Source organism: Streptomyces coeruleorubidus, from assembly GCF_028885415.1.
GTDB lineage: Bacteria > Actinomycetota > Actinomycetes > Streptomycetales > Streptomycetaceae > Streptomyces > Streptomyces coeruleorubidus_A.
This window is the reverse complement of sequence record NZ_CP118527.1, coordinates 1,382,048-1,398,515: the sequence shown is the minus strand read 5'-3', so window position 1 is coordinate 1,398,515 and position 16,468 is coordinate 1,382,048. Positions and strand designations below refer to the sequence as shown.

The window sequence follows — 16,468 nt, the reverse complement described above, 5'->3', positions numbered from 1 at the left end:
CCTCAGTGGGTGTCCGTGGGCCGCTCCAGCAGCGCGGCCGCGTCGGAGAGTACCCCGGCGATCCTGGCCAGCGTCGCCTCGTCCCGCTCGACGGCGTCGAGCACCGGCCCGGCCGCCGTGTTCCAGCGCCGGGCGACCGCCGCCGGGTCCTCCCCGGTCAGCACCCCGGCCGCCTGCGCGGCGGCGCCGAGTGCCACCAGCTCCTTGGCCTCCGGCACCTGCACGGGACGCCCCGACAGCCGCCGTACGGTCTGCTGCCAGGCCGCGCCCCGGGCACCGCCGCCGATCAGCAGCAGGGGCGCCGACGCGTCCGCGTCCTGGTCCAGGACCAGGTCGAGCGCGCCGAGCAGGGAGTGGACGGCACCGTCGTAGGCGGCCTGGAGCAGCTGGCCGGCGGTCGTGTCGTGGCGCAGGCCGTGCAGCAGCCCGGAGGCGTTCGGCAGGTTCGGGGTGCGTTCGCCGTCCAGGTAGGGCAGCAGGGTGACGGCCGTGCCGGGCTCGACGGCCTCGCGGTCCAGGCCCAGCAGCGTCACCACGCGGTCCACGGCGAGCGTGCAGTTCAGGGTGCACGCCAGCGGCAGCCAGTCGCCGCGGGCGTCGGCGAAACCGGCCACCGTGCCGCTCGGGTCGGCGGGCCGCCGCTGCGACACCGCGTACACCGTGCCCGAGGTGCCGAGGCTCATCACCGGCATGCCGGGACGCAGCCCGAGGCCCAGCGCCGCGGCGGCGTTGTCACCGGTGCCGGGGGCGACCAGGGTGCCCTTGGAGAACGGCAGATCATGGCTGTCGCGCACCGTGCCCGCCACCTCGCCGGGCCGGACCACACGGGGCAGCAGGGCCGGGTCGAGTCCCACGTGCGCCAGGATCTCGTCGTCGTACGACTCCGTCCCGGACGCCCACCAGCCCGTCCCGGAGGCGTCGCCGCGGTCGGTCGTGCCCTGCCCGGTGAGCCGCTCGGTGAGGTAGTCGTGGGGGAGGCGCACGGCCTTCGTGGCGCGCGCCGCCTCCGGCTCGTGCTCGGCGAGCCAGGCCCATTTGGTGACCGTGAAGGAAGCGGCGGGGACGAGCCCGGTGCGCTCGGCCCAGAACTTCGCGCCGCCCAGTTCCTCGGTCAGCCGGCGCGCCTGCGGCGCCGAACGCACGTCGTTCCACAGCAGGGCGGGCCGCACCGGCTCGCCCCGGTCGTCCAGCGTGACCAGGCCGTGCTGCTGTCCGCCGACCGACACCGCGGCGGCCTCGTGCGCCGCGTCGCCGCACTGGCGCAGGGCCTCGCACAACGCGTCCCACCACTGGCGCGGATCGCTCTCCCGCCCGGCCCCCGAGGAGACGGTGTGCGGCGCCTGGCCGCTCGCGACGACACGGCCGGTCGACGCGTCGACGACCAGCGCCTTGGTGGACTGGGTGGACGAGTCCACGCCGACGACGAGCGGACCCTCGGCTGCTGACATCGGGTTTCTCCCTCTGCTCTCGTCCCGAGACACCTTGTCTCTTCCCAGGAAGGTGCTCGCATACTAATTTGTAAATCGGCATGACGAAATAGCCTCAGCGAGCAAGGAGCCGCGGCATGAGCTACCAGCCCACCCCCGAGGACAAGTTCACCTTCGGACTGTGGACCGTCGGCTGGCAGGGACGGGATCCCTTCGGCGACGCCACGCGGCGTGCCCTCGACCCGGTCGAGACGGTGCAGCGACTGGCCGAGCTCGGCGCCCACGGCGTCACCTTCCACGACGACGACCTGATCCCGTTCGGCTCGAGCGACACCGAGCGCGAGGCCCACATCAAGCGCTTCCGGCAGGCGCTGGACACCACGGGCATGAAGGTCCCGATGGCCACCACCAACCTCTTCACGCACCCCGTCTTCAAGGACGGCGCGTTCACCGCCAACGACCGCGACGTGCGCCGCTACGCGCTGCGCAAGACCATCCGCAACATCGACCTCGCCGTCGAGCTCGGCGCCCAGGTGTACGTGGCCTGGGGCGGCCGGGAGGGTGCCGAGTCCGGCGGCGCCAAGGACGTCCGCGCGGCCCTGGACCGGATGAAGGAGGCCTTCGACCTGCTCGGCGAGTACGTCACCTCCCAGGGCTACGACCTGCGCTTCGCGATCGAGCCCAAGCCGAACGAGCCGCGCGGCGACATCCTGCTGCCCACCGTCGGCCACGCCCTGGCGTTCATCGAGCGCCTGGAGCGCCCGGAGCTGTACGGCGTCAACCCCGAGGTCGGGCACGAGCAGATGGCCGGGCTGAACTTCCCGCACGGCATCGCGCAGGCGCTGTGGGCAGGCAAGCTGTTCCACATCGACCTCAACGGCCAGTCGGGCATCAAGTACGACCAGGACCTGCGCTTCGGCGCCGGCGACCTGCGCGCCGCGTTCTGGCTGGTCGACCTGCTGGAGTCGGCCGGCTACACCGGTCCGCGGCACTTCGACTTCAAGCCGCCGCGGACCGAGGACCTCGACGGGGTGTGGGCCTCGGCGGCCGGCTGCATGCGCAACTACCTCATCCTCAAGGAGCGCGCCGCCGCCTTCCGCGCCGACCCGGAGGTCCAGGAGGCCCTGAGCGCGTCCCGCCTGGACGAGCTGGCCCAGCCCACCGCCGCGGACGGCCTCCAGGCCCTGCTCGCCGACCGGTCGGCCTTCGAGGCCTTCGACGTCGAGGCGGCCGCCGCCCGAGGCATGGCCTTCGAGCGTCTGGACCAGCTGGCGATGGACCACCTGCTGGGGGCACGTGGCTGAGCGCACGCGCGCGTGCGGGTCCGTCGGCCGGTCACGGGGTGTGTGACCGGCCAACGGGTCCGCAGTGCTCCGGAATCAGGGTCGGTCATGTTCCGGAGTCAGGGTCGGTCATGCTCCGGAATCACGGTCCGCAATGCTCCGGAATCATGCGATCCACGCCATGAGCCCGTATCAACGTGAGTGCGCCCCTCCCGCGTTGAGCGGTGCGCGGCGACTCTGGTCGGTATGGCCATGCCGCCCGTACCGCCTCATCCGCCCGGGTCTCCCCGCCGCCGGAATCCACTGCTCATCCTGCTCGCCGTGCTCGTGGCCGTCGCAGCCGTGTCCCTCGTGGTGCTGATGGCCAGGGGAAGCGACGACTCGCCGGACCGGGAGCCGCCCGCCGAAAACACGAGCCGCACTCCCGCCCCGTCATTGGGCATCCCCACCGAGCTGCCCACCCAGTTGCCCAGCAAGCTCCCGACCCGACTGCCCTCGGGCTTTCCGAGCCAGTTGCCGAGCGATCTGCCGAGCGACCTCGAATCGCTCCTCCCGTCCCTGGACACCGGCGAGCTACTGCCCTGAACCCAGGGCGGCTCCGTCTCCGACGGCGAGCTGCGCCGACGTCAGTGCCGTCGCCGGATCCTGCGCGGCGCCTCCCGCGGGCAGCCAGCGGCCGCGTTCCTCGTGGTACGGCCACCACCGGCCGTCCCGGCCGAGGCGCAGCTGGACCCGTGCGCCGACGACCGTCCAGCGGTTGCCCCGCGCTCGCAGCCGCGGCCGCTCGTCCGCGTCCCAGGCCGACTCCAGGGCGGCACGCGCGCGTGCGAGCGTCTCGCCCTCCACCTTCCACTCCTCGTCGAGCACGGACAGCGCGGCCGTACCGCCGTGGCGCCAGGCGCGGACCGCCGCTGCGAGCCCCTCCCGGCCGCGCCCCGACCCGTCGGCGAGACGGTCCGCCACCTCTCGCCCGGGCTCGCCCGCGGCCAGTCGCACGGCGTCTTCCGAGACCGTCGGATCAGCGCCGGGAGCGTGCCGTCCGTCCACTTCCCGGAGCGACTCCGCGAGCAGGCGGTGGGCGTGTACGGCGGTCCGCGCGGCCAGGAACTCCAGCGCGGCCGGGTCGATGCCCGCAGCGGGCGGTGTCTCGGTGTCCAGGGACGGCGGCACCCCCGGCTCGTCGGGCAGTTCGGGCAGGGGCGGCAGCGGGGGCAGGATGTCACCGGCCGCGTACGCCTCGGCCGCGTCCACGCCCTCCTGGCCGGAGCGCTCCGTGGCGGACGCGGCGCCGCGCGACTGGAGGTCCTTCAGCAGGGTGGCTTCGTCGCGTCCCCGCATCAGGAGCAGGACGAACGGGTCCTGGTCCAGCAGTCGCGCCACCTGGTAGCAGAGCGCCGCCGTGTGCCCGCAGTGGTCCCAGGCTCCGCAGCCGCACTGCGGCTCCAGATCGCCCAGGCCCGGCAGCAGTTCGACGCCGGCGGCCGCCGCGTCCTCGACCAGGTGCGGCGGCATCTCCCGGTCCAGCAGCGCCGCAACGTGACCGGCCCGCTCCACGGTCATGTCCAGGAAGCGGTCCCACTGGCCGGGCGAGAGCTCCTCCAGCAGGACGTCGGCCCGGTGCGCCGTACGGTCGCGGTCCTGCACGACAGCCGTGAGGCGCCCCGGGCGCACCGACACCGCGCCGACCGCTCCCGTGCGCGCGAGCCGGCGGCCCGTCTTGAGCTGCGTGGAGTCCAGTGCCGTGTCCTCCAGCGCCTTCAGCCACGCCTGACCCCACCAGGTCTGGGCGAAGCCCCGCCCGCGCGCGGGCGGCAGCGCGGCGAACGTGCGCTCCGTGTCACCGTCGTACCGAGTCATCGCAGGCCCCCTCGCAGTTCGACCAGATCCGCCAGTTCCGCGTCCGTCAGCTCCGTGAGGGCGGCCTCGCCGGAGCCCAGGACCGCGTCCGCCAGCTCCCGCTTGCGTGCCAGCAGCTCGGCGATGCGGTCCTCGATGGTTCCCTCGGCGATGATCCGGTGCACCTGCACGGGCCGGGTCTGGCCGATGCGGTAGGCGCGGTCGGTCGCCTGGGCCTCGACGGCCGGGTTCCACCAGCGGTCGTAGTGCACGACGTGCTCGGCCCGGGTGAGGTTCAGGCCGGTGCCCGCCGCCTTCAACGACAGCAGGAACACGGGCACTTCGCCGTCCTGGAAGCGCCGCACCATGGCCTCGCGCTGGGCGACGGGCGTCCCGCCGTGCAGGAACTGCGAGGGCGTGCCGCGGGCGGCCAGGTGCCGTTCGAGGAGGCGGGCCATCTGCACGTACTGCGTGAAGACCAGCACGCCCGCCTCCTCGGCGAGAATCGTGTCGAGCAGTTCGTCCAGCAGCTCCAGCTTCCCCGAGCGCCCGGCGATCACCGGCCGCTCCTCCTTGAGGTACTGCGCCGGGTGGTTGCAGACCTGCTTCAGACCGGTCAGCAGCTTCACGATCAGTCCGCGCCGCGCCATGCTGCCGGCGCCGGAGATCTCCGCGAGTGCCTCGCGCACCACGGCCTCGTACAGGCCTGCCTGCTCCTGGGTGAGCGACACGGCGTGATCGGTCTCCGTCTTCGGCGGCAGCTCGGGCGCGATCCCCGGATCCGACTTGCGGCGGCGGAGCAGGAACGGCCGTACGAGCCGGGCCAGCCGGTCCGCGGCGCCTGGATCCTGACCGCCCTCGACGGCCTCCGCGTACCGCCGGCGGAAGGTGCCGAGCCGGCCCAGCAGCCCGGGAGTGGTCCAGTCGAGGATCGCCCACAGCTCCGACAGGTTGTTCTCCACCGGGGTGCCGGTGAGCGCCACGCGCGCGCGTGCGCCGATGGAACGCAGCTCCCGCGCGGTCGAGGAGTGCGGGTTCTTCACGTGCTGGGCCTCGTCCGTCACGAGCATGCCCCACGGCACCTCGGCGAGCCGGGGCGCGTCCAGGCGCATCGTGCCGTACGTGGTGAGCACGAACTCCCCGTCGGCCAGACCGTCGAGGCCGCGCCGCGCGCCGTGGAAGCGCCGCACGGGCGTGCCGGGCGCGAACCGCTCGATCTCCCGCTGCCAGTTGCCCATCAGGGACGTCGGGCAGACCACCAGGGTGGGCCCGGCGGACCGGGCGTCGGTCTGCCGGTGCAGGTGCAGGGCGATCAGCGTGATCGTCTTGCCGAGCCCCATGTCGTCGGCGAGGCAGCAGCCGAGGCCCAGCGAGGTCATGCCGGCGAGCCAGTTCAGGCCCCGCCGCTGGTAGTCCCGCAGGGTGGCCGCGAGGGCGGCCGGCTGCTCCACCGGCTGTTGCGCCTCGGGGTCAGCGAGACGCTCCCGCAGGGCCGCCAGCCATCCGGTGGGCCGCACCTCGACCCGGTGCCCGTCCACCTCCGCCCAGCCCGTCAGGGCCGCGCCCAGCGCGTCCACCGGCGTCACCTTGTGGTCCTGCCGGGAGCGGGCCAGGCGTACTTCCTGAGGGTCGATCAGGACCCACTGGTCGCGCAGCCGCACCACAGGGCGCTTGGCCTCGGCGAGGCGGTCCAGTTCTCCGCGGCTCAGCTTCCGGTCGCCCAGCGTGAACGACCAGTCGAAGGAGAGCAGCGCGTCGGCGGACAGGAACGACGGCATGGCGGCGAAGGCCTTGCCGGACTCCGGCTCGTCGTCGGAAGGGCCCACCTCGGCGCGCGTGGTGAGCTCGCGGGTCAGTCCCTTCGGCCAGTGCACGTCGACTCCGGCCGCCGCCAGCGCCCGGGCGCCCGCGCCGAGCAGCTCCGTGACCTCCTCGTCGGCGAGCTCGACCGCGTCCGGCACGGTCGCCGACAGCAAGGGCGTGAGCGGGGCCCAGGCCCGGGCCGCGCGACGCAGGGCGAGCAGGGCGTCCATCCGCGCGCGCGGGCCGAAGGCATCGCCCCCGGCACCGGCCCAGACGTCCGCCGCGTCCGTGACGAGCGCGGGATCGCTCACGCTGTGCACCTGGAGCACGGCCCGGAACGTCACATTCGCGTCGTCGGCCGCCGCGTCCGTCAGGCCGTCCGCCTCGATCCGCAGCGACAGCCGCACCCCCGCGTCGTGGCCCGCGGCGACGTCGGCGGCCCACGCGCGCTGCTCGGGCAGCCGTACCGGCTCGGGCGACGCGTAGGCGGGTCCGCCCGTGACCAGCGGCGCGGCGGGGGAGCGGGGCAGGGTGTCGGCGACCGCGTCGAGGAAGGCGCGCAGGAGCTGCTCCTGGTCGGGCAGCCGCATCGGCCCGGCGCCCGCCAGCGGCACGGCGTGCGCCTCGGGCGGCATGGCGGCGGCCAGGTGGCGCACGGCCTCGACGTCCCGGGCGCGCAGCGGGCCCGTGCGCCAGGCGTCGTGGTCGCCCGGGGACAGCCCCGGCAGCAGCAGTCCGCGCGCCACCAGGTGCAGGGCGTGCGCGGCCGCCGCGCCCCAGAACACGGTGGCCCGGTGCCCCTGCGCGCCGGTACGCGCGCGCAGGAGGACCGGCAGGGCGGTGCGCACCGGCACCAGGACGGCGGGCACGCTGTGCGGCTCGACCTCGTCGATGCCGGGCACGACGACGGTCAGGTCCGTGACGGACGCCGACGCCGTGGCCGGAGGGGTCTCGCCGTCCGGCCGCCAGAAGGCGACGCTGCCCGTGCGGGCCGGGTCGCCGGGCAGGAACACGGCGCAGCAGTGGGCCAGTTCAAAGAGGTCGGAGGAGGGTGCCGGGGGAGTCGGATGCTCGGCTATGACTGGTTCCTCAAATTTGACTAGTGAGTGGGAGTCGCCGAGGGTACAGCACTTCGGCCACCTCTGGGTATGACTTGGCTGTGAGCTGGGTCACCATAGAGGTCTCAGGGGTGCGTAGGGGGCGCGCCTCAGGGATGTCTCAGGGTCGCGGTCCGGAACCGTCGCAAGCGCGGGCCCGTTTTTCGAGACAGAGAGCGGCAGTGGCCGCGAAGGAGGCGACATCATGTCCAAGAACGCCAAGATCGCCGCAGGCGGCGTGGCAGTCGGGCTCATCCTGTTGATCTGGCTGCCCTGGTGGGCATCGCTCCTGATTATCCTGGGAGTCCCGGCCGCCGCGTATCTCACGCTGGACCCCTCGCAGCGGCGCAGGCTGCGCCGCGCCACCCGCAAGGAACTGGGCCGTTGACGCGCTGACGACCGGCGCGGCCGAAGGCCGCACCGGCTCAGTTCGGCCGTACGGCCATCTTGTCGAGGGCCTCGAGGAGACCCGGCAGCTCCGGCCCCCGGCCCACCGGCAGGACCTCGCCGGGTTCCTCGTCCAGCAGCACGAAGGCGATGTCGTCGGTCCTGGCCACGAGCGACCAGCCAGGACCGTCGGCCCGCAGCGTCCGCGCGTCACCCGGTGCGAACGACGACCGGACCCGACCCAGCGGCGGCGGCGAGTCGATGTAGGCGCGGACCTCCGCGAGGACGCGCCGGATGCGGCTGTGGCCCTGCTGCCCGTTCTCCCCGCCTCCGCCCGGACCGTCGGACGCGCCTCCGTCGCCCGGTTTCGCCGAGGACCCCGGAGCCGGGAAGGCCGAGTCGTCGACCTGGTCCCGCCACATCGCCCACTGAAGCGCGATCTCGTCCGCGCCAAGGCGCCGTTGGGCAGGGCCCCACACGGTGGTGTCCGGCGGAGCCAGCGGGGGCCGGTCGTCGGCCTCCGGACCGGGATCGTGCGGCGCGGGCACTCCGGGCGCCGCGACGGCGACCGCGAGGGGCCAGCCGGGCAGGGCCGCCACGACCGTGCGCTCGTCGGGCGACAGCTCGTACTCCATCCCGCAGTCCCAGGACGCGATCGCGACGGCCACCAGGGAGACGTCGTCGATGACCACGGTCCACCGGGCTCCCTCGCCGTCCTGACCGAGCACCAGCCCGTACCCGTCGGCGAGCGGTGCGAGGCCGAGCGCCGCGCACGCCTCCGGATAGTCGTCGCCCAGCACGCTCGGGAACTGCGCCGGCGTCAGCAACACCGCCGTGAGCACGTAAAGCGCGTCGTCCGCGGCGGCGACGGTGTCCTCATCCGTCCCGGCCATCCCAGCCTCCCCATCGGTTCGTCCACCGGCGCGCACCCTAGTGCGCGCGGAAGCCGCTTGTCACGGCCCTGCGCGCGCACCAGGAGCTGCCGTTTTCCGGCGGACGGGGCGAATCGGCCGTCCGGGCCGGGCGCGTCACTCCGCCGGCAGCCCCAGCAACTCACGGGCCACGGTCCGGGGCGATTCGCCGCGTTCCCGCGCGAGCGCGATGACGGCCCGGCCGGCCAGCTCGTTCACCCCGAACGACAGCGCCTCGGGCGAGACCCAGCCGGCCGCCTCGTCGGCCCGCTCCTGGTCGTCCTCCGCGCTCGCCGTGACATAGGCCGCGGCCGCCTCGAAAAGATTGTGCGGACGTTTGTCGCCGCCGGCCTTCGTCTCCGTGCGCATGGCATGAGCGACTCTGCCTCCGGCCTTTCTGACCTTGCCCCACATGGTGACCACCTTCCCCCTGTGCGGATGTCCCGCCTGCCGGTCATCTCCCGGACACCAACGTAGAGTTGGATCTCCGGTGACATAAGGGGGAGGGCACTGTGAAGCGCTTCGCACGCCTGGAACAGATACGGCGGATGGACCCGTACCGGCAGGCCACGGAGATCTACCGGCTGAGCGCGGCGTACGAGTTCCCCTGGGACTTCACCCGCGCCCTGGAGCTGGCCCTGTACCGCACGTACGCCGTCCCGAGCATCGGCCGGCTGCTCGCCGAGACGGCGGAGCTCACGGAGCGGACGCAGAAGCGCTACGACGACACGTCGCTGCTCCTGGACGCCGTGGTGGAGCACGGCTTCGGCAGCGATCAGGGGAAGACCGCGATCCGCCGCATCAACCAGATGCACCGCAGCTACGACATCAGCAACGACGACATGCGCTACGTGCTGTGCACGTTCGTCGTGGTGCCCAAACGGTGGATCGACGCCTACGGGTGGCGCAGGATGTCCCGCCACGAGATCGTCGCCAGTGTCGTCCACTACCGCACGCTGGGCCGGCACATGGGCATCAAGGACATCCCCGAGACCTATGAGGAGTTCGAGACCTGCCTCGACGGCTACGAGGCGGCCCACTTCGCCTGGGACGAGGCGGCCCGGCGGGTCTCGGACGCCACGCTCGACCTGATGTCCTCCTGGTACCCGCGCCCGCTCGCCCCGCTGCTGCGCACCACGACCCTCGCGCTGCTCGACGACTCGCTCCTGCGTGCCTTCCGTTATACCCCGCCGAGCGCCGCCACGCGCGCGTGGGTGCGTCGCGCGGTACGGCTGCGGGGCCGCGCCGTCCGTCTGCTGCCGCCCCGGCGCGCCCCGCACTTCGCCCGGCAGAACTGGGAGATCAAGGGTTACCCGTACGGCTACCGGCTCGCCGACCTGGGCACGCGTCCGGTCCCGGGCGTCCGGGGCTGTCCCGTGCGGCACGTGGCGGCGTCGGACGCCGAGGCCGGGTGACGGGGCCGGACGCCGAAGCCGGGTGACGCGGCAGCTCAGTCCTCGCGGACGGCGAGCGCCAGGAAGCGGGAGTCCTCGTCGACGTACGACGTCATGCGCCACCCCGAACCGGCCAGCAGCGGCCGGAGGTTGGGCTCGGCGCGCAGGTCGTCCGGGGTGAGCGGGCGGCCGTGGCGCGCGGCCAGGGCCGCCCTGCCGATCGGGTGGAACAGCGCCAGCACGCCACCGGGACGCACGACACGCGCCAGCTCCCGCAGGTTCTCGGCCGGACTCGGCAGATGCGAGATCAGGCCCGCCCCGAACACGGCGTCCAGCGAGTGTGAGCGCAGCGGCAGCGCGGCGACGTCCGTGAGCAGCAACGCCCCGTCACGGTCCCGTCCGGCCCGCACGGCCTTCCGCAGCATGGCCGGGGTCAGATCGGCCCCGAGCACCACTCCCGAGGGCCCCACGGCGGCACGCAGCGGCGGCAGGGCGCGTCCGGTGCCGCACCCCGCGTCGAGCACGCGGTCGCCCGGGCGCAGTCCGAGCTCGGCGGCCGCGGTCGCGTAGGCAGGACCGTCATCAGGGAACCGGCTGTCCCAGTCGGCGGCGCGGGCGGTGAAGAACTCCTGGACACGCGTCTGGTCGTCGCTCATGTACGGCATGATTCCTCACCGGCAGGGATGACGCCTCAGTGCACACGTTCGAGCGTGACCCGATCGTTCCGGTACATACTTGCGTCATATTCCAACACCTTTCGAAATGCGCCCCCTTCGCGCGCCCCTGCCGGGTCTAGCGTCCCGGGGTCATGGGACACCTGGACCACGCCGCCCTGGGGTGGCTGACCCCCGTGCTGTCGTACGTGATGGCCTGCATCGGCGCCGCCCTCGGGCTGCGCTGCACCGTCCGCGCGCTCGCCGCCACCGGGCGTTCGCGCCGCAACTGGCTCGTCACCGCCGCCTCGGCGATCGGCACCGGCATCTGGACCATGCACTTCGTGGCCATGCTCGGTTTCAGCGTCGCCGGCACCGATATCCGCTACGACGTGCCGCTCACCCTGCTGAGTCTGTTCGTCGCCATGGTCGTCGTCTGCGCCGGCGTCTTCGCCGTCGGCTACAGCCGGGACCGCGGCCGGGCCCTGCTGATCGGCGGGCTCACCACCGGCCTCGGCGTCGCGAGCATGCACTACCTGGGCATGGCGGCCGTCCGCCTGCACGGCGACGTGACCTATGACCCGGTGCTCGTCGGGCTCTCCGTCCTGATCGCCGTCGTCGCCGCGACGGCGGCCCTGTGGGCGGCGCTCAACATCAAGTCGCCCGTCGCGGTCACCGTCGCCTCCCTGATCATGGGCGCGGCCGTCAGCAGCATGCACTACACCGGGATGTTCGCGGTGAGCGTGCGCGTGACGCCCTCCGGGGAGGCACTGCCCGGGGCCACGGCGATGCAGTTCATCTTCCCCCTCGCCGTCGGCCTCGGGTCCTACCTCTTCCTGACCTCCGCGTTCGTCGCGCTGTCGCCGACTGCAGGGGAACGTGAGGCGTCCGCGTCGGCCCAGCGGCCGGTCGAGAGCGTCGCCCGTCAGCCGTGACCTTGGCCCGGCGGAGCGGGCGACCGGCCCTCCGGACGGCACGTCCCGCTGTCCGGAATGGCACGCCATGAAGCCCGGGCGGCACGCCATGAAGCCAGGACGGCAGTCCCGAGCCCGGACGGCACGCCATGAAGCCGGGGTGACCCGCCATGAAGCCGGGGTGACTCGCCCCGAACCACCCCCGAGCGAGGAGTCCATGCGTACACCCCGTAGGACCCCAACCGTCGGCGCCGAGGCGCCGCCCCCGCCCGTGCGCGGTCGCCGCGCGCACGCCGGACCGCCGGCCGACGAGGACGCCGAGGTGCCCTCGGGGGCCGCACCGGACGGAGCGTCCACGCGCGCGGAGCGCTGGCACATACGCCCCCGCACGGTGCGCGCCAAGATCGTCTGCCTGCTGATGGTGCCGGTCGTCTCCCTCCTGGCCCTGTGGGCCCACGCCACCGTCACCACTGCCCAGGACGTCTCCCGGCTGCGGCAGGTCCAGCGCGTGGACGCCATGGTCCGCGCCCCCGTCTCCGCCGCGGTCGCCGCCCTCCAGGCCGAACGCACGGCCGCCGTACGCCGCGCCACCGACCCCTCCGCCGCAGGGACCGACGAGCTGGACGAACTCGCCCGGCGCACCGACCGGGCCGTCGCCAAACTGCGGCTCGGCGAGAACAGCACCGTCGCCGACAGCGAGGAACTGCCCGCCGGAGTCGCCCGCCGGCTGGAGGGGTTCGTCACCGGCGCCGAGCAACTGCGTCCGCTGCGCACCGAGGTGCGCGACCGGCGCGCGGGCTGGGCCGAGACGTACAACCGCTACACCCGGACCATCTCGGAGGCCCTCGGCGTCGGCGGTGCCCTCACCGGCATCCAGGACGCCGACCTCGGCTCCGACGCGCGCGTGCTGCTCGAATTCTCCCGGGCCGGCGAGGCGTTGGCCCGGGAGGACGCGCTGCTGGCGAGTGCCCGCCTGTCCGGCACGCTGACCGGGGAGCGGCTCCGGCTGTTCACCGGCGCCGTCGAGCTGCGCCGCACCCTGACCGAGTCGGCCGTCGCCGACCTGCGCGGCACCGAGCGCTCCGCGTGGAACGCCCTCGCCGACAGCAGCGCCTACGCGGGGCTGGGCGACGCCGAGGACAGGATCCTCGCCGGCGGACCGGGCGCCAAGGCGATCGAGGCGGCACCCGAGAGCACCTGGAACACCGCCCACGCGCGCGTGCAGAACGGCATGCGCACGATCGAGGACGACGCCGCACGAGGCGTCGCGCAGCGGGCCGACCCGTTCACCCGGGGACTGCTCACCCCGGCCGGTGCGGCCGTCCTGCTCGGCCTCGCCGCCGTCGCCGCCTCGCTCGTCATCTCCGTACGCATCGGCCGCGGCCTCGTGGTGGAGCTCGTGAGCCTGCGCAACAGCGCCCTGGAGATCGCCCGGCGCAAACTCCCCGAGGCCATGCGGAAACTGCGCGCGGGCGAGGAGATCGACATCCGCGCCGAGGCACCACCCGGACCGGCCGCCGAGGACGAGACCGGGCAGGTCGCCGAGGCCCTCGGCACCGTCCACCGGGCCGCGCTGCGGGCCGCCGTCGAGCGCGCCGAACTCGCCAGCGGCATCTCCGGCGTCTTCGTCAACCTCGCCCGCCGCAGTCAGATCCTCGTCCACCGGCAGCTGAGCCTCCTCGACAGCATGGAACGCCGCTCCGACGACCCCAACGAACTGAGCGACCTCTTCCGCCTGGACCACCTCACCACCCGCATGCGGCGCCACGCGGAGAGCCTGATCATCCTCTCCGGAGCGGCCCCCGGCCGGGCCTGGCGCAGGCCCGTCTCCCTGACCAACGTGGTCCGCGCGGCCGTCTCCGAAGTGGAGGACTACGCGCGCGTGGAGGTACGGCAACTCCCCGAGGCGGCCGTCGTCGGCGCGGCCGTGGCCGACCTCACGCACCTCCTGGCCGAGATCATCGAGAACGCCGCCCAGTTCTCGCCGCCCCACACGCGCGTGCGCGTCACCGGCGAACCCGTCGGCAACGGCTACGCCGTCGAGGTCGAGGACCGCGGCCTCGGCATGGGCAAGGAGACCCTCGCCGAGGCCAACCGCCGCATCGAACAGTCCGAGGCGCTCGACCTGTTCGACAGCGACCGGCTCGGCCTGTTCGTGGTGAGCAGGCTCGCCGCCCGGCACGGCATCAAGGTCCACCTGAGGACCTCGCCGTACGGCGGCACCACCGCGGTCGTCCTGGTGCCCACCGCCCTGCTGCACACCGGGGCGGCGGAACGTTCCCACGGTGAAGCGGTGCACGCGCGGCAGCCCGAGGAACGCGCCCACGCGCGCGTGCCCGACGACATCCCGCACCAGGACACCGTCCCCGACGCCGTCCCGGCACCGGCCGACCGGCGCGCTTTGGTGTCACCCGTACCGGCCCTCGCGGAGACCACAAGTCACACGCCACCCCCAGGAGTCGCCACCTTGCGACTGCACCGACCCCAGGAGCAGCCCGAAGGCTCCGACGACCTCCCACGCCGCGTACGGCAGGCCAGCCTGGCGCCCCAACTGCGAAACGGGCGCCCCGAGGAGCCGTCCCCCTCGCCCGCACCCCGGGACGACGAACGCACCCCCGAGCTCGTCCGCGACCGCATGGCGGCGTACCGCGACGGCTGGACGCGCGGCGGCGGCAGGCGACCCGGCCGCGGAACCACTCCCGGCCCGACGGGCAGCGACAGCAGCGAAGGAGACCTCGCATGATCCAGGACCCGAGCACGCATTCCGACCGGCGCTCCGGCGAACTCGACTGGCTGCTGGACGATCTGGTGCTCCGCGTGAGCGAGATACGGCACGCCGTGGTGCTGTCCAACGACGGCCTCGCCGTGGGCGCCTCGACCGACCTCCGCCGCGAGGACGCCGAACACCTCGCCGCGGTCGCCTCGGGCTTCCACAGCCTCGCCAAGGGGGCCGGACGGCACTTCGGTGCCGGCGGTGTCCGCCAGACCATGGTGGAGATGGACGAGGGCTTCCTGTTCGTGGCCGCAGCCGGCGACGGATCCTGCCTCGCCCTCCTCACCGCCGTGACCGCCGACATCGGCCTCGTGGCCTACGAGATGGCACGCCTGGTCAAACGCGTCGGCGAGCACCTCGGCACGGCGCCCCGTGTCGGTGCCCGGCCACCCGCCGCCGGATGAACCGAGAGGGCTGTCCGCGCAGATGACCGAGGACATGACGGGCACCCCGCCCGAGCAGGGCAGCCAGTGGTACGACCACGAGGCCGGCCCTCTCGTCCGCCCCTACGCCATGACGGGCGGACGCACCCGGCCCGGCCCCACCGGCGTGCGGTTCGACCTGATCGCCCTGGTCACGCTGGACCCGGCCGCACCCGGCGTGGACGACGTCCCGCTCGGTCCGGAACACCGGACCCTCCTCGACCTGTGCCGCACGGAGACCCAGTCGGTCGCCGAACTCGCCGCGGGCGCGGACCTGCCCGTGGGCGTCGTCAGGGTCCTCCTCGGCGACCTCCTGGAACTCGGCTGCGTCACCGTCAGCCGCCCGGTGCCGCCGGCACAACTGCCCGACGAGCGCATTCTGCGCGAGGTGATCGCAGGACTGAGGGCGCTGTAGATGCCTGCACACCACTCACGTACTCACCGCACCCCTTGCCGGCACTCCCGAGAGAAGTGATCAATGGTCTCCGAGCACTCCGACGCCACCGGCGGCGATACCTCCGCACTGGCGTTGAAGATACTGGTCGCCGGCGGGTTCGGCGTGGGCAAGACCACCCTGGTGGGCGCCGTCAGTGAGATCCGGCCGCTGCGCACCGAGGAACTGCTCAGCGAAGCCGGGCAGTTGGTGGACGACACCGACGGCGTGGACCACAAGACCACCACCACCGTCGCCATGGACTTCGGACGCATCACCATCCGGTCCGGCCTCTCCCTGTACCTGTTCGGCACGCCGGGCCAGGACCGGTTCTGGTTCCTGTGGGACGAGTTGTCGCAAGGGGCGCTCGGCGCGGTGGTCCTCGCGGACACCCGCCGCCTGGAGGACTGCTTCCCCGCGGTCGACTACTTCGAGCACCGGCGCATCCCGTTCGTGGTGGCCGTCAACTGCTTCGCGGGCGCCCGGCGGCACGGCGCCCCGGACGTCTCGCGCGCCCTCGACCTCGACCGGGGCACACCCGTGGTGCTGTGCGACGCCCGGGACCGCGACTCGGGGAAGGAGGTGCTGATCCGGCTCGTCGAGTACGCCGGGCGGATGCACACCGCCCGGCTTCTCGACTCGGTCGGCTGACCGGGGTGCCTGTCTGTCAGTCCGCGAGGTCCCGCTCCGCCAGGACCCTGTCGATGGCGACACGGACGAGGAGTTCGCCTGGGACGCCGTTGCGGGCGCCGAACTCCTCGGCGCGCTCCTCGCCCATGTACCGGGCGCCGATGCGGGTGGCCCAGTGCCGTATCTCGTCGAGGTCCTCCGAGACGCGGGCGCGGCCCCGCAGCACCACGAAGGAGTACGGCGGCCGGTCGTCGTCCACACACAGGGCGACCCGGCCGTCACGGGTGAGATTGCGCCCCTTCACGCTGTCCTTGCCGGTGTTGAACACCAGCTCGTCGCCGTCCAGGACGAACCAGATCGGGGTCACGTGCGGGCTTCCGTCGGCCCGGACCGTGGAGAGCTTTCCGGTGCGGGTGCCGTGCGAAACGAACTCCCGCCATTGCGCGTCGGTCATCTTCTCTGCCATGGCTCCCATCCTCCTTGCCCCGACAGCGGTCGTGGGGAA

Annotated in this window: 16 protein-coding genes; 9 read left to right on the top strand and 7 right to left on the bottom strand. The window is 73.4% G+C overall.

The window, feature by feature from the left end; all coding sequences use genetic code 11:
* Positions 1-2: 2 nt before the first annotated feature.
* Positions 3-1,448, bottom strand: a complete 1,446-nt coding sequence (gene xylB / locus PV963_RS06470) for a xylulokinase (RefSeq protein ID WP_274814628.1) — start codon at positions 1,446-1,448, stop codon at positions 3-5.
* A 116-nt stretch (positions 1,449-1,564) separates the two neighbouring features.
* On the opposite strand from xylB, the gene xylA reads away from it, so the two are divergent.
* Positions 1,565-2,731, top strand: coding sequence for a xylose isomerase (xylA, locus tag PV963_RS06465; protein ID WP_274814626.1), 1,167 nt, complete (start codon positions 1,565-1,567; stop codon positions 2,729-2,731).
* Between the two features lie 225 nt (positions 2,732-2,956).
* Positions 2,957-3,295, top strand: coding sequence for a hypothetical protein (locus PV963_RS06460; protein ID WP_274814624.1), 339 nt, complete (start codon positions 2,957-2,959; stop codon positions 3,293-3,295).
* On the opposite strand, the gene PV963_RS06455 is transcribed toward PV963_RS06460, so the two are convergent.
* Positions 3,284-4,567: an SWF or SNF family helicase gene (locus tag PV963_RS06455; RefSeq protein WP_274814623.1), complete on the bottom strand. Its 1,284-nt coding sequence runs from the start codon at positions 4,565-4,567 to the stop codon at positions 3,284-3,286. The genes PV963_RS06460 and PV963_RS06455 overlap by 12 nt on opposite strands.
* Positions 4,564-7,356 carry a DEAD/DEAH box helicase gene (locus PV963_RS06450; RefSeq protein WP_425541016.1) on the bottom strand — a complete coding sequence of 931 codons (2,793 nt, stop codon included), beginning with the start codon at positions 7,354-7,356 and terminating at the stop codon, positions 4,564-4,566. The genes PV963_RS06455 and PV963_RS06450 overlap by 4 nt, the downstream gene beginning before the upstream one ends.
* Positions 7,357-7,651: 295 nt before the next feature.
* On the opposite strand from PV963_RS06450, the gene PV963_RS06445 reads away from it, so the two are divergent.
* Positions 7,652-7,834 carry a hypothetical protein gene (locus PV963_RS06445; RefSeq protein ID WP_010040978.1) on the top strand — a complete coding sequence of 61 codons (183 nt, stop codon included), beginning with the start codon at positions 7,652-7,654 and terminating at the stop codon, positions 7,832-7,834.
* A 37-nt stretch (positions 7,835-7,871) separates the two neighbouring features.
* On the opposite strand, the gene PV963_RS06440 is transcribed toward PV963_RS06445, so the two are convergent.
* The gene (locus PV963_RS06440; RefSeq protein ID WP_274814618.1) at positions 7,872-8,726 is read right to left on the bottom strand and encodes a hypothetical protein; all 855 of its coding nucleotides are present in this window, start codon (positions 8,724-8,726) and stop codon (positions 7,872-7,874) included.
* A gap of 135 nt (positions 8,727-8,861) precedes the next feature.
* Complete coding sequence (locus tag PV963_RS06435) at positions 8,862-9,158, bottom strand: hypothetical protein (protein ID WP_274814617.1); 297 nt, start codon at positions 9,156-9,158, stop codon at positions 8,862-8,864.
* A 98-nt stretch (positions 9,159-9,256) separates the two neighbouring features.
* Between PV963_RS06435 and PV963_RS06430 the strand changes: the two genes are divergently transcribed.
* Positions 9,257-10,159 carry an oxygenase MpaB family protein gene (locus tag PV963_RS06430; protein WP_274814616.1) on the top strand — a complete coding sequence of 301 codons (903 nt, stop codon included), beginning with the start codon at positions 9,257-9,259 and terminating at the stop codon, positions 10,157-10,159.
* A 35-nt stretch (positions 10,160-10,194) separates the two neighbouring features.
* On the opposite strand, the gene PV963_RS06425 is transcribed toward PV963_RS06430, so the two are convergent.
* Positions 10,195-10,794, bottom strand: coding sequence for a class I SAM-dependent methyltransferase (locus PV963_RS06425; RefSeq protein WP_274814615.1), 600 nt, complete (start codon positions 10,792-10,794; stop codon positions 10,195-10,197).
* A gap of 152 nt (positions 10,795-10,946) precedes the next feature.
* Between PV963_RS06425 and PV963_RS06420 the strand changes: the two genes are divergently transcribed.
* The 5 genes from PV963_RS06420 to PV963_RS06400 all read left to right on the top strand — a co-directional run bounded on the left by PV963_RS06420 (position 10,947) and on the right by PV963_RS06400 (position 15,984).
* On the top strand, positions 10,947-11,726 hold the full coding sequence (locus PV963_RS06420; protein WP_274814614.1) for an MHYT domain-containing protein: 780 nt from the start codon (positions 10,947-10,949) through the stop codon (positions 11,724-11,726).
* A 196-nt stretch (positions 11,727-11,922) separates the two neighbouring features.
* Entirely contained in the window at positions 11,923-14,448 is a 2,526-nt protein-coding gene (locus PV963_RS06415; RefSeq protein ID WP_274814613.1) for a sensor histidine kinase, read from the top strand.
* Positions 14,445-14,882 (top strand): roadblock/LC7 domain-containing protein, encoded by a 438-nt coding sequence (locus tag PV963_RS06410; protein ID WP_274814612.1) that lies wholly within the window; start codon positions 14,445-14,447, stop codon positions 14,880-14,882. Before PV963_RS06415 ends, PV963_RS06410 begins: the two co-directional genes overlap by 4 nt.
* A 22-nt stretch (positions 14,883-14,904) precedes the next feature.
* The gene (locus tag PV963_RS06405; protein WP_274814611.1) at positions 14,905-15,315 is read left to right on the top strand and encodes a DUF742 domain-containing protein; all 411 of its coding nucleotides are present in this window, start codon (positions 14,905-14,907) and stop codon (positions 15,313-15,315) included.
* Between the two features lie 63 nt (positions 15,316-15,378).
* A complete protein-coding gene (locus PV963_RS06400; protein ID WP_274814610.1) occupies positions 15,379-15,984 on the top strand; it encodes a GTP-binding protein in 606 nt (201 codons plus the stop codon).
* Positions 15,985-16,000: 16 nt separating this feature from the next.
* On the opposite strand, the gene PV963_RS06395 is transcribed toward PV963_RS06400, so the two are convergent.
* The gene (locus tag PV963_RS06395; protein WP_274814609.1) at positions 16,001-16,429 is read right to left on the bottom strand and encodes a PPOX class F420-dependent oxidoreductase; all 429 of its coding nucleotides are present in this window, start codon (positions 16,427-16,429) and stop codon (positions 16,001-16,003) included.
* Positions 16,430-16,468: the final 39 nt, after the last annotated feature.